This window comes from Methylobacterium komagatae, from assembly GCF_042661665.1.
Lineage (GTDB): Bacteria > Pseudomonadota > Alphaproteobacteria > Rhizobiales > Beijerinckiaceae > Methylobacterium > Methylobacterium komagatae.
Genome location: NZ_JBHSWN010000001.1, coordinates 3,757,004 through 3,770,347, shown reverse-complemented (window position 1 = coordinate 3,770,347; position 13,344 = coordinate 3,757,004). Strand labels below are relative to the sequence as shown.

At 56.6% G+C, this 13,344-nt stretch carries 8 protein-coding genes and 4 pseudogenes; 10 read left to right on the top strand and 2 right to left on the bottom strand.

Annotation, left to right across the window (positions count from 1 at the left end):
* Nucleotides 1–287: 287 nt before the first annotated feature.
* The 4 genes and pseudogenes from ACFQE0_RS18800 to ACFQE0_RS18785 form a co-directional block, all read left to right on the top strand.
* Nucleotides 288–805, top strand: a pseudogene (locus tag ACFQE0_RS18800) (IS3 family transposase); the annotation flags it as partial.
* Nucleotides 806–1,207: 402 nt separating this feature from the next.
* Nucleotides 1,208–1,951 (top strand): class I SAM-dependent methyltransferase, encoded by a 744-nt coding sequence (locus ACFQE0_RS18795; protein WP_378972391.1) that lies wholly within the window; start codon nucleotides 1,208–1,210, stop codon nucleotides 1,949–1,951.
* Nucleotides 1,952–2,220: 269 nt separating this feature from the next.
* A pseudogene (locus ACFQE0_RS18790) lies at nucleotides 2,221–2,968 on the top strand (IS5 family transposase).
* A 95-nt stretch (nucleotides 2,969–3,063) separates the two neighbouring features.
* Nucleotides 3,064–3,817, top strand: a pseudogene (locus ACFQE0_RS18785) (IS5 family transposase).
* 69 nt (nucleotides 3,818–3,886) lie between these two features.
* Here the strand turns inward: ACFQE0_RS18785 and ACFQE0_RS18780 are convergent.
* On the bottom strand, nucleotides 3,887–4,075 hold the full coding sequence (locus ACFQE0_RS18780) for a hypothetical protein (protein ID WP_378972388.1): 189 nt from the start codon (nucleotides 4,073–4,075) through the stop codon (nucleotides 3,887–3,889).
* Between the two features lie 494 nt (nucleotides 4,076–4,569).
* On the opposite strand from ACFQE0_RS18780, the gene ACFQE0_RS18775 reads away from it, so the two are divergent.
* From ACFQE0_RS18775 to rfbA, 6 genes and pseudogenes are all read left to right on the top strand, one after another.
* On the top strand, nucleotides 4,570–5,502 hold the full coding sequence (locus tag ACFQE0_RS18775) for an alginate O-acetyltransferase AlgX-related protein (protein ID WP_378972386.1): 933 nt from the start codon (nucleotides 4,570–4,572) through the stop codon (nucleotides 5,500–5,502).
* 9 nt (nucleotides 5,503–5,511) lie between these two features.
* The gene (locus tag ACFQE0_RS18770) at nucleotides 5,512–6,387 is read left to right on the top strand and encodes a glycosyltransferase family 2 protein (protein ID WP_378972384.1); all 876 of its coding nucleotides are present in this window, start codon (nucleotides 5,512–5,514) and stop codon (nucleotides 6,385–6,387) included.
* Nucleotides 6,388–6,767: 380 nt separating this feature from the next.
* Nucleotides 6,768–7,685 (top strand): glycoside hydrolase family 99-like domain-containing protein, encoded by a 918-nt coding sequence (locus ACFQE0_RS18765; RefSeq protein ID WP_378972381.1) that lies wholly within the window; start codon nucleotides 6,768–6,770, stop codon nucleotides 7,683–7,685.
* Nucleotides 7,686–7,964: 279 nt separating this feature from the next.
* Nucleotides 7,965–9,013: pseudogene (rfbB, locus tag ACFQE0_RS18760) on the top strand (dTDP-glucose 4,6-dehydratase).
* Nucleotides 9,013–9,864, top strand: a complete 852-nt coding sequence (gene rfbD / locus ACFQE0_RS18755) for a dTDP-4-dehydrorhamnose reductase (protein WP_378972379.1) — start codon at nucleotides 9,013–9,015, stop codon at nucleotides 9,862–9,864. The pseudogene rfbB and the gene rfbD overlap by 1 nt, the downstream one beginning before the upstream one ends.
* Nucleotides 9,865–9,889: 25 nt before the next feature.
* Nucleotides 9,890–10,804 (top strand): glucose-1-phosphate thymidylyltransferase RfbA, encoded by a 915-nt coding sequence (rfbA, locus tag ACFQE0_RS18750; RefSeq protein WP_378972377.1) that lies wholly within the window; start codon nucleotides 9,890–9,892, stop codon nucleotides 10,802–10,804.
* 527 nt (nucleotides 10,805–11,331) lie between these two features.
* Here rfbA and ACFQE0_RS18745 read toward each other — a convergent pair.
* Entirely contained in the window at nucleotides 11,332–13,122 is a 1,791-nt protein-coding gene (locus tag ACFQE0_RS18745) for an alpha/beta hydrolase (protein WP_378972375.1), read from the bottom strand.
* Between the last annotated feature and the right edge of the window lie 222 nt (nucleotides 13,123–13,344).

Below are 13,344 nucleotides of genomic sequence, written 5' to 3'. Positions count from 1 at the left end.
GCAACGCAGTGGAACGCCGAATTGCGTTCTGTCACGGTGAGCGATCGACTCCCTGCAGATCGTGCACCTTATGCTACCCATCGACATGGGAAACCAAATCCAGGCCCTTGGTTGTCTCGGCCTGACCGCTTGCTCGCTCCCGTCTATCCTCCGGCCCGGACCCACGATTCTACCCGTCACAGCACCGCGACGGTGTTTGCAGCGGTCGACGCATTAGCAGACACCGTGCTCGACGTCTGAAAGTAGTGCCATCGGAACAGTGCTTTCATCCGGCCCTGATCATGGAAAAACTTTCAAGCCCCGCACGCCGGCGCGCCTGTGAGCCGCTCGGTCAGCATCGCTCGATACGGCGCAAGGTCCCGCGATGCCATGATGACGAAGAAGCGCCGACGGCCGGTCTCGTGGCGTCGGCCGAGCAGGTATGTACGCTATGGCTACCCCAAGATCAGCGCATTGTGGAAGGCGGCCGGGTGGCTCGTCAATGACAAGCGCGTCGAGCGGATCTGCCGGCGTAACGGCCTGAAGGGTTCGGTCAGGACACCCAAGCGGGGGCGGACGTGGGATAACGACGGTTCCTGCCTGCGTCCTCGCCCCGAGTACCCCAACCACGTCTGGTAGTATAACTAAGTCGAGGCCCGCACGCATGAGGGCCACAAGTTCCGGTTGCTTAACGTCGCCGACAAGCTCATGCACGAACGCTTGGCCATCCGTGTTGCCGACACGCTAAAGGCGATCGACGTGATCGATGTGCTCTACGGCCTGTTCCATCATTCGTGACGCGTCAGGGCAAATCCGTTCAGACAACGTCCTACGTTGCGACGAAGGACGGCCGGCCAGTATGGGGCAGCCACCTAGAGCGCGTGTGGGGCTGCTCAACGGCCATGCCTTGGTCTAGATTAAATGAACAGGCTATACTTAAGTTTTCGTTATCCATGATCATGTCGGCGCTCGTAATGTTGGCCATTGCGCGTATTGAGAGGTGCGTCATTACGCTAGCGGGCAGCGGTATCCCAAATAAAGCAACTCGCAACAACGTCATCGCTAGCCCAAGGTCGGCGGCCGCTGCATATATCTGGCAGGCGGAAATGCAAGCTGAGAGCTTTGTCTCTCTGTAGCTCACTTTTTGCTTCTACGGCAGCGCGCCTGAAAATTGATTTGCGGAGCATCCACCTCCGGCTATTCTGCAACTGCGCAACCGGAGAAAATTATGCATACCGTAATCCGAGGTCACTGCTCGATCTGCGAAAAGGACACGACCTTCGAGATGCGCAGACCGTCTGCTTGGCGTTCATTGACTTGCATGGAATGTGCATCGGCTTCTCGCAACCGGGCGCTGTGGCTTGCCATTTCCCGCGCCTGTCCTGGGTGGCGTGAAAAAGCTGTTCATGAGGGTTCGCCCGGGTATGACATCGTTAGCCGAAGACTGGCTGCAGAGTGCAAAAACTACACTGCATCGCAATACGATACGGGAAGGGAACTCGGATCTATAGTTACGGAAACGCGCCTGCCCTGCGGTAAATATTCAGTTCAAGATTTCGAGAAGCAAACATTCGACGACGAGGTTTTTGATCTCGTTGTGACCCAAGATGTGTTCGAACACATATTTAATCCAGCCTCGGCTATCGCTGAGATTGCGCGAACCCTCAAGCCGGGAGGTCTGACCATCATGTCTGTCCCTGTAATCCGGGCATTTCAGCCATCTCGTCGAAGAGCTAGGATTACTGGGGGGCGAGTGGAACATATTCTTGAGCCCATATATCACGGCAATCCAGTGAGTGGCGACGGATCCCTCGTAACGATAGATTGGGGCCTAGATATCGCCGCCCAGCTTTCTGCCGCGTCCGGCATGTATTTCGTCATGCAGACATTCGAGAATATGGATCTAGGTATACGAGATGAAGTGAACCAAATTCTAGTCGGTAGAAAATCACCTTTGCCAGATATTAGTTAGAATATTCGGCATGGGTGGCGTTAGGTGAGCAGGGTACATGAGTCGACGCCGGGCCCTTTCTTCAATTATGAGTATACACCAGGTTTACGATGATCCGCCTCTCGCTTGTCGCCCCCGTTATCTGACTTGCTGGCTTTCGAACGTACGGGCTGATTGAGAGGTTCAGCAGGGATCGAATGAGTTTGGGCATGGGACGAGGTTAGCGTCCGGACCCATAACGGTGGCCCGGACGGCTGGAGTGTGATTCACGGCTCCTACGGGAGGGGCCGATGGATCATTTCTGGCTGACGGGCGAGCAGTTCGCGAGGATCGCACCGCCTCTGCCGACCGACACGCGGGGCAAGGAGCGCTTGGACGACCGGCGCGTGATCAGCGGCATCGTCCACGTGCTCAAATCTGGAGGGCGCTGAACGGACGCGCCGCGCGAGATCTACGGGCCGAAGAAGACCCTCTACAATCGCTTCGTGCGCAGGGCGGCCAAGGGGATCTGGGTTGGGCTGTTCGAGACCCCCGCTCAAGCCGGTGGGCCGCCCTCCCAGGTGCTGATCGCTTCCACCGCCGTGAAGGCTCACCGCTGTGCCGCAGGGGGCAAGGGGGGAGCAAAGCCGAGCCATCGGTCGCTCGCGGGGCGGGCGCATGACCAAGATCCACGCCCTCACCGACCGCTTCTGCCGCCCGCTCGCCTTCCTGCTGACCGGCGGGCAGGCCCCCGACTGCAAGACCGGCGCGCTGCTGGTCGAACGCCTGCCCGCCTGCCGCATCGTGCTGGCGGACAAGGGCTACGACAGTGACGCCATTCGGCGGCAGATCGAGGCGGCCGGGGCCGCACCCAACATTCCACCCAAAATCAACCGCCGCTGGAAGCCGTGCTTCTCCCCCGCGCTCTATCGAGGGCGCAACGCCATCGAGCGCATGTTCGGCCGCCTCAAGGACTTCCGCCGCATCGCCACCCGCTACGACCGTCTGGCGACCAACTATCTCGCCGCCGTCTGCCTCGCCGCCGCCATCAGCTACTAGTTATGAGTCCGGACCTAGGTAGGGCACTCATACAACCAATTGTCTTAGCTCGCGTTTTTTCCTGAGATTGGAGTTTCTAACGCAGGAGGATCGCGATGGCACGGTTGTTCTGGCTCTCCGATGAAGCCTGGGGGCGGATCGAGCCGCACTTCCCTCACGGCCAACCGGGCAAGCCTCGGGTCGACGACAGGCGAGTGATCAGCGGCATCCTGCATGTGCTGAAGGTCGGCTGCCGCTGGCAGGACACTCCCTCCGCTTACGGTCCGCACACGACGATCTACAACCGCTATAACAGGTGGTCTCAGCGCGGGACCTGGCAGCGGCTGTTCGCCAAGATCGCGGCCACAGGACCCGTGCCAGATGAGTTGATGCTCGACGTGTCCCACGTGAAGGCCCACCGCTCGGCTGCTGGCGGAAAAGGGGGGCCTGGAGCCAGGCCATCGGCCGCTCGCGGGGCGGGTTTACGAGTAAAATCCATTGCTTGGCCGATGATCGTGGCCGACCGGTTGCGTTCGCCCTGACGCCCGGCAACGTGGCCGACATCACCATGGCGCTGCCTCTGCAGTGCGCTGTGGTGCCGCCCAAGCGACTGATCGCCGACAAGGCCTACGACGCACAGAGCTTGAGGGATTGGCTGAAAAGCCATCGGGTAATTGCCACTATCCCGTCTACGGCCACCCGGACGGTACCCTATAAGCACAGCCGGATCGCCTACCGGCGGCGCAATCGGATCGAGCGGCTGTTTGGTCACCTCAAAAACTGGCGGCGCGTCGCAACCCGCTACATCGGTTAGCCTGTAACTATCTCGCAGCTGTCGCGCTCGTTTCCTGTGTCATCGCATGGACCTAAATGAGTCCCCTACCTAGTCCTACCGCTGCCGGAAGTGCGATCAGTCTTGCGGTGCCAGCTCGCCAAGCTTCACATGATGCTGCTGGACCGGGTCCGCTCTGCCGCGGTCTGCCGGTCATTGCTGATGGCGCGCCGCAGGAGCAGGGTCACATAAACAATCAATCGAGCAATATGCTGGGTTCCACTCATCGGCTTGACAATAATTTCGCCATTTTTCCAAAACCGAGCTTGCCGACCAACCACATTTGAGTTGCCCATGTCGAAACGGTCTGCCGTCTATTCACAATAAACGCCCACCGCAATCGCTATTATCATGCACGTGGTAGCTTTTGAGTTATGCTGCGTTCGGAGGGACAAATTTCAACTGGATAGATTTGAATTTGTGATGCCAATCATCAAACTACCGAATTCCATTCGGATGAGCTGCAAAAGCGCTATTGATGTTCATTCGACAATTAACTGAAGGCAGGGCGCATCGAGGGTTATACCTTCGTCGCAGTTCATCTAAAAGGTTTGTATGGAATGATCTTGCCGCTGTATACGCCCGGATCAATATCTATAATCGGTTTAGTCGCCAGACATTAGAGCGCAAGCATGAATGAGTTCAATCTATGAAATTCGGTGACTAAGACCGGAGGTATCATCTAAAGCAAGCACACTGACGTTAGCTTCTCTAGCGACGAAAAAGGTGGCGTTGCCTTCAAATTTTATAAGCGCTAGCTTCTCAGACGCGACCAGCCGATAGACGAGAAATGACGTATCTCACACCTGATGTTTTCGAAGGTAAGGATGGGCATCTATTCCTTGCTCTAGGCAGCAATAACGTTGTAGGATTGTTTTCGGAGAGACATGCTAGCTTTGATTCTCTATTGCGAGATTGGCGGTCGTTGATAGAGGGACGAGCACGTAAGCTTGCTGATATGGGAGTCGTTTATAAGCATATCTTTGTACCAGACAAACTTACGATCTATCGAGAAGAAGCTGGAGATCTGTGGCAGGGTTTAAAATCACCCGTGGAGTTTATTGAGAACGCCGGATTGGCGCCGATGGAAGATATTATTGTTCCGCTATGCGCTTATCTTCGCAAGCAGAAATCCTCATATCCCATCTTTTTCAAGAATGATACTCATTGGACCCCAGAGGGCTGCTTTAGTGCGTATCAAATGCTCTGTGCGTACCTATCGATACCTCACAGGGCGGATTTGATCTCTAACCCTTTTGGCCGTGTTGAATTAAGCGGCGATCTTGGGGGGAAACTTAATCCGCCGCGCACAGAGACATTTCGGTTTGGCAGTTTTGGAAGATCAGCTACCCGAGTTTCGGCAAATCGTCTTGTTACTCTACGCGAAAGCGGAGCGCTTCCTAACGGTAACGATCTTCATGTAGGTTCCATCGTTGAATTCAGAAACATAGCTTCTTCTACGCCGCTACGGGTCCTCTTGTTTGGTGACTCATTTTCGGAGTATAGGAATCACTATCTTACCGGATTATTGGCAGACACTGTAAGTGAATTGAAGTTTGTCTGGTCAACGAACATTGATTACGGTGTTGTAGAGAGATTTAGACCAAACATTGTTATATCGGAGATAGCGGAACGATTTATGTGTCGAATCCCAACTGATGACGTGGATATTGAGCGGCACGCGGAAAAGAAAGTCGAAACTGCACTTCAAAAGGCACGATAGGGTCTTAAAATGATTAAATCAGACGAGAAAATCAATATTAAGATAGCTGCTGTTACGATGGCGTGGAATGAGAGCTTATTTTTGCCTCTATGGATAAATCATTACGCGAGGCATGTAGGAATAAACAACTTATATATAATCGATAATGACTCGGACGACGGCTCGACGAGCAATTTAGGAGGTATATCTAAAATCAGGTATCCTCGAGGAGAATTCGATGACACAGCACGCGCTACATTCGTAAGCAATATTGTAAATGCAATTCGTCCCAGCTATGATGCAGTGATATTTACGGATTGTGATGAATTTCTAGTCCCGGACCCAAGCTACGCTAAAAGCATACCTGAGTATATTCATAAAGTACAAGGACAAGCCCTAGGCGCGATCGGTCTAAATTTACATCATATGTTGACTGAAGAGAGGCCGTTTGATCCTCACGTTCCAATTTTTCATCAGCGCCGTCATGTCCAATTCGTATCCCCTATGTGCAAGCCATCTATTACAAGAGATAATGTAACTTATTCTCCGGGATTTCATAATTCGTCTTTGTTTCCTACTTTTGGATCGTTGTATAATTTTCATCTTCGATGGGTCGACTGTGGCTACTCTCTCCGTCGGTTGGATATGACCCGTACTATGCGTTGGAAAGACAGTTCGTCGTGGCATTATCAACGGCAATCGGACGAAGACACAATAGCTCATTTTTTACATGTTAAGAAACTCAATCGAACAAACGATGATGATTTTCTATTCGCGGATCCTATGGGAAAAATATCGAGCGAATTGAGGTCTAAAGCGGCCAGTGGAGTATTCTATATTCCGCAAAACTTACGTGATTCACACCTGACGGTTCTTCCGAGTCGATTCGATGGATCGATATTATAGGTCTTGCATCTTCTTTGTTGTGCAAAACGAAGACGTTATATGTTTTGCCGCTTTATATAGGGCGACTGTCTATCATGATCTTTAATGCTGGTTATACAAAGTATACTATCGCGATGAATTCGAAGATAATACAACGTGTGTAATCATGAATACGGAGAAAGTTCATGCGGACGAGGCGAAATTTTTTATCATTGGCGGGAGGGGGTATTGCGGTTTGCTACGGCACTTCGTTATACGGTGCGAATCGAGCCAGTTGCTATTTTGGTGCGATAAGATGGGACGCTCAATACTGTGACACGCAGGGGCAACCCTGCGCGGACGAAGAGCGATCACTTAGTCCTGCAAAATGGCATTATAGAGCGCCCGTTCACAGCCGAATTGTGGGTAACGACAGAATCATTTTTGATGCTAGTCAAGAAAGTTTTGATGACGAAATCAGGGCGGCGCGAGCAGGCGGATTAAAATACTGGGCATATCTTACGTACGGCTCAAACGGTGCTATCGATCTTGATAATTCCATGATGAAGGGACTTGCTTATCATTTAAATAGTTCGATTGCAAACGAAATACAGTTCTGTCTAGTGCTTACTTTAGATACTATTGGACAAATTTCCGATCATGTGAATGCGTTTGACCGGATTATCTATTTGGTGAATAAAAGTAATTATTTAAAGGTTATGAATGGCAGGCCTGTATTTTACCTATACTATCGACAAGATGTAATGGACAGACGGTGGAAAGGATCGCTAGATTATATAGCTGAACGTTTGAAGCTTCTTAGGCAGTCGTTGAATAAGATTGGGCACCTTGATCCCTACTTGATTATCATGTGCGCTCCCCCCTCACTCGCCGAAACTGTGAGATTCAAAACGGGAGCGGACGCAATCTCCGCCTATGGGATCACCTTGGGCCCAAATGCTAATGCGTCCTATGCTCAATATGCTTCTTTCGTCAGGGCATATTGGGAACGAGAGCTTAGGGCGGGTCAGGCGGGCGTTGTTCCAACTGTTATGATTGGCTGGGATTCGAGGCCGAGAAGAGAAATTCCGCCATCATATGATCTGCGCGATTATTCGAAAATCGATAAAGCTGCGCATATAGAGAGTCCAACTCCAGACGAATTCGCTGCTGAATGTCAGGCTGCTATGGATTTTGTGAATAAGTATCCGCAAAGATGCGAAGCTCGGCTTGTTCTGATTTATGCGTGGAACGAGAATAGCGAGGGTGGCGCATTGGGACCGACGATAGGCGATCCCTCGGCGTCAAAACTTCGTGCGGCAAGGAAAATTTTGAATTAGGTGTGCCAATGTTATGAATCTATTGGGCTGTGTGGGACTCTGGGGTCATCATGACTATTAAAAGTCGGTGCTGAATATATGTATAACGATGAAATGCAGATTGCTTTCGAGTATATTGCCATAATCTGGATATTGCGCGTTATGAACATTCGACAATACTAATTGCTATCTTATGATATCTAGTGCCTACCATATTGTTTCCAAAATTCTTTCAAGCCGACGTTAAACCTTTGCGCCGTAGGTTGGAGCCGGCATGGATTCAGTCCGAGAGGGATTTTCATGCGGATCCTCGTTACCGGCGGTTGCGGCTTCATCGGCTCCGCCCTCGTCCTGCATCTCGTGCAGGATCTCGGACACGAGGTCCTCACCCTCGACGCCCTGACCTACGCGGCCAACCCGATCTCCCTGAAGCCGCTCGAGAGCAGCGGGCGCCACCGCCTCGTCGAGGCCGACATCTGCGACCGCGACGCGGTGCGCGCCGCCTTTCACGAGTTCAAGCCGCAGGCGGTGATGCATCTGGCCGCCGAGAGCCACGTCGACCGCTCGATCACCGATCCGGGTGCCTTCGTGCGCACCAACGTCATCGGCACGCAGACCATGCTCGATGCCGCCCGCGAGGTGTACGAGGGCCTGACCGGTCCCGAGCGCGAGGGCTTCCGCTTCCTCCACGTCTCGACCGACGAGGTCTACGGCTCGCTGCCGCCGGGCGGCTTCTTCACCGAGGAGAGCCGCTACGACCCGCGCTCGCCCTACTCCGCTTCGAAGGCCGCCTCCGATCACCTCGCCCGCGCGTGGCACGAGACCTACGGCCTGCCGGTGCTGGTGACGAACTGCTCGAACAATTACGGCCCGCGTCACTTTCCCGAGAAGCTGATCCCGCTGATGATCCTCAACGCCCTGGAGGGCAAGAACCTGCCGGTCTACGGCGACGGCCTGAACGAGCGCGACTGGATCCATGTCGAGGATCACGCCAAGGGCCTCGTCGCCGTGCTGGAGCGCGGTCGCATCGGCGAGACCTACCTGCTCGGCGGGCGCGCCGTGCGCAACAACCTCGCGGTGGTCCACGGCCTGTGCGCCGCCTTCGATCGGCTGCGCCCGGAGGCTGGGCCGCACGAGCGGCTGATCACCTTCGTCGCCGACCGTCCGGGCCATGACCGGCGCTACGCGATCGACTGCACCAAGGCCGAGCGCGAGCCGGCTGGGCGCCGAAGAAGACCTTCGAGGCGGCGCTAGAGGAGACCGTGGCGTGGTACCTCGCCAACGAGGCGTGGTGGCGCCCGATCCGCGAGGGCCGCTATCAGGGCCAGCGCCTCGGGCTCGCCGGCTGATGGACATCCTCGTTCTCGGCGGCGCCGGTCAGGTCGGCACCGAGTTGCAGGCCCATGCCTGGCCCGACGGCGTGCGGGTCCATGCGCCGACGCGGGAGGCCCTCGACATCACCGATCCCGCGGCCGTGGCCTCGGCCCTGGCCGAGCGCGATTACGCGGCGGTCGACAAGGCTGAATCCGACGCGGTCGCGGCCTGGCGCCTTAACGCGCTCGCCCCCGCGATCCTGGCCGCCGAGACGAAGGCCAGGGCTATCCCCCTCATCCATGTCTCGACCGACTACGTCTTCGCGGGCACCAAGCCGGAGGGCGCCTATGCCCCCGACGAGCCGGTCGATCCGCAGAGCCTCTACGGCGCCAGCAAGGCGGCGGGCGAGTTCGCGGTGCGCACCGGCAATCCCCGCCACGCGATCCTGCGCACGGCCTGGGTGGTCAGCCCGCACCGGGGCAACTTCGTGAAGACGATGCTGCGGCTGGCCGCCGAGCGCGATAAGCTCACCGTAGTCGATGACCAGTACGGCTGCCCGACCAGCGCGACCGACCTCGCCACCGTCGCCCTGCGCATGGCCGAAGACCCCGCCGCGCCGACGGGCACGTTCCACTGCGTCAACGATGGATCGACCACGTGGTGCGGCTTCGCGAAGGCGATCGTGGCCGGCGGCGCCAAGCGCGGCGGCCGGGAAGTACCCGTGGAGGGCATCCCGACCTCTGCCTACCCGACGCCGGCCCGGCGGCCGTCGAACTCGCGCCTGTCCACCGACAGCCTGCGTGAGGCCTACGGCATCCTTCCGCGTCCCTGGCAGGACGCCCTCGACGACATCCTCGACACGCTGGCCGGACCGGTCCGGCCCTGAGCCGGAAGACAAAGGAACCCACCCGATGAAGGGCATCATCCTCGCCGGAGGTTCCGGCACGCGGCTGCACCCGGCGACGCTGTCGATCAACAAGCAGCTCCTGCCCGTCTACGACAAGCCGATGATCTACTACCCGGTCTCGGTGCTGATGCTGGCCGGCATCCGCGAGATCCTGATCATCTCGTCGCCGGAGCACCTGGACAACTACAAGCGCCTGTTCGGCACCGGCGAGCAGTTCGGCCTGTCCTTCACCTACGCGGTGCAGCCCAAGCCCGAGGGCCTCGCCCAGGCCTTCATCATCGGCCGCGAGTTCGTCGGCGACGACGACGTGGCGCTGATCCTGGGCGACAATCTGTTCTTCGGCGCCGGCATGGCCGAGTTGCTGGCCCGCGCGGTGGCGCGCAAGCAGGGCGCGACGGTGTTCGCCTACCATGTCGACAACCCGCAGGCCTACGGCGTGGTCAGCCTGGACGCGACCGGCAAGGCCACGAAGATCGTCGAGAAGCCTGAGCAGCCGGAATCGACCTGGGCGGTCACGGGCCTGTACTTCTACGACAATCAGGTGCTCGACATCGCCGCCGCCGTGAAGCCCTCGCCCCGGGGCGAGTTGGAGATCACCAGCGTCAACGAGGCGTATCTCGAGCGGGGCGAGCTCTTCGTCGAGAAGATGAGCCGGGGCTATGCGTGGCTCGACACCGGCACGCATGACAGCCTGCTCGAGGCCTCGGAGTTCGTGCGCACGATCCAGCACCGGCAGGGGCTTCAGGTCGCCTGCTTGGAGGAGATCGCCTACCTCCAGGGCTTCATCAACCGCGACCAGCTGATCGCGCGCGGCAAGCTGTTCTCCAAGACCGCCTACGGCAAGAACCTCCTGCGCCTCGCCGACGAGCCGAAGGCGCACGGCGAAGCGCCTTTATCGTCTGAAGGGAGGGGAACTTAGTTAGGGGGTTTCGGGATGCTGCGTTAGTGGGCGGCTTCAGCAACAGATATAGCCACGCTCTCACCTATGTGGCATGCTAGCTCTCATGAAAACTGCCTTTCAAATCCTCGCATTCACTGATCGTCACGCGCCAGATGGTTCGACCGTTACGGAAATCTACGCCGCAACGACGGACACGGCGGAGGAGGCTCTGGCTCTTGCAGTCGAACGCTTGCCTGCAGGATGGAAGGTGTCTGTTACGCCCGGCTTCTTGTATGCGCCAGGGGCAATTGAGGGGCTTCCGCGGGGCGAGTTGCACCCGATGCCTTGAGAAGCATTTGGAGTTCAGATGTTTTTCTATGATTGTCAGATCATCTGAAAGTTTCCTGGCTGCCATCTAAATGCACGCAGCAGCGACGGTAAATTTCCATTAGTAAAACAATAATCATTCTGTTGTGTTTTTCAAAATTTACTGCCATAGCTCAACTGAAGCGTATAAAAATGTTAGAATCATATTTAAGATCGTGGTATTATGGGCATCTAGTGCGCTACGTTGATGAACATGATGACTGTTCACGTGAGATACTTTGGGCGGCTGCTGCCGTTCGTTGAGGCTGACGTACCATTGCGGATGCCGCTGGTCGATCAAATCTCTCGTCAGTATATCGATTGGCGCCGCAGACTGTCGCCAGTCTCATCAGTTCCTGCATCAGAAGATTTTGAGCGGACTCGGCCGAGAAGGAATGGTCGGCGTCGGGTAGAATGTGGACCGGCCCGCCGAGGAGACCGGAGGCTTGTTCGGGTGACCCGAGTTGAGTTCGCAGATCCACCAATCCGAGATCGCCGACGCTGTAGAGCATTGAGACGTGGGCGCCACGCTGCCGAAGACCTGCTATCCGTGATACGATCGTTGCAGGCCCCCCATCCTCATTGGAATCGCAGCGAACCTTATTGATTAGTCGTGAAAGCCCCCTCTTCGCCAAGCTGACGGCAATCTTCGCAACCGGGGTCGTTCCGCTCAAGATGCGCCGCCAAGTGGCGACGTTCAGCAGGAGAGCCACATAGGCCGAGTGATGCCGAATTGGCTTCTCGTTATACGGCACGCCGCCGTGGGTTAGTTCCCAGTCGAAGCAGTAGAGGTTGACGAGCGCGGCAGCCTTAATCCTGCGATCCTCGCAGATCGCGTGGAAGGCGAAATAGGCCCCGCTACAATTACCTACGATGATGACAGGTCTGGCCGAGTCCCGGGTCAACTCATCGACCGCGGCGCGCACGTCAGCGAGGGCATCTTGCTGAAAGAGTGGCAAATCGCCTGTCGCCCGATCGACGCTGTCCCCTGCCCCGCGCAGATCCATACGGAGGGAAGCGATGCCGCTCCGAGCGAGGCTTCGCGCGAAGGTTGTCGTTTGGCGCCCATAGCCCGAATGGACGTACACCCCAAAGTTGACGAACAACACGACCGGTGCACCCGCCATCTCCGTCTGGGGGCGGCATTCCACGCCGAAGAGTCCGTCGGCGAACTGGAGGGGCTCGTCCGTCCATCCTGGCCCTCTGATTGGCTTTTTCTCTGCCTTGGGTCGGATGGGCTGAGCCTTGAGCGGCTCCGCACCTGCAGACACAAAACTGATGATCTGGGCGCGAGCTCCTTCGTGCATCTGCCCGTTCATGGCGTCCATTAGAAGCGTCGACATGTTCGGCAGATCGCCGGTTTCGACGTCTATCCCTTGCGCTCGGTACTGCGTCGCGAGGCGCGCGTGCTCTGGCCCAAGTACGAGGATCGAGCGGGCGGTCGGCCGACCCGCATCGCGAAGGTCGATTAAGCTCAGTTCGGCGATCAGTTCCGGCTCAAGCCGAAATCCCGCCACTGACGTGACGCCCGCTCGCTTGGGCATCGGAGATCCGTCCGGGAGGATGTCGACCAGACGCCCCTGGATCTCCATTTCCCGCAGATAAGACCGCCCCTTCGCGAAGGGGGCGAGAAGGACGAGCTTGTCGACGGCAGTCTCCGCCGCGATGAGCGCTGAGAGCGTCCCGCCCAAGCGAAGGCCGACAAGGACGATCTCTTCGATTTCAGGATCCTCGCGCATGAATCGAATGGCGCGACGGATCGCATCGAGGGCCGTGTCGATCCGGACAGAATAGCCTTCGGAATCGCCCTCCCCCGGGTAGTCGAAGCGCAGCACGGCGCATCCGGTTTCGGCGATTCGCTCGCTCAGATCGCGCCACGCACGATGCGCCGCATGTTGCTCGAATCCGAAAGTCCCGCACAGAACGACTGCACGACGGGTATGTCCAGGGCTGTACCAGCCAAATACACCGCCAATATTAACTACGTCCATCGCGGCGAACTTTCACGCTAATCCTTGGCGTGACTTCAATTCCGCGCGGGGCAGCAAGTCAAGTTATCGTGATGCGTGTACGTAGTATAAAATGCGCGGAAGGGTTATCGGATTATGCCGCGAAACCATTCGCGAACAATGGAGTGATCGAATGTAAATTTTTGATAGATATTAAAAAAGATCGATTGTGCCTCGGTCGCATTCGCGGGTGGGCTCCTCATC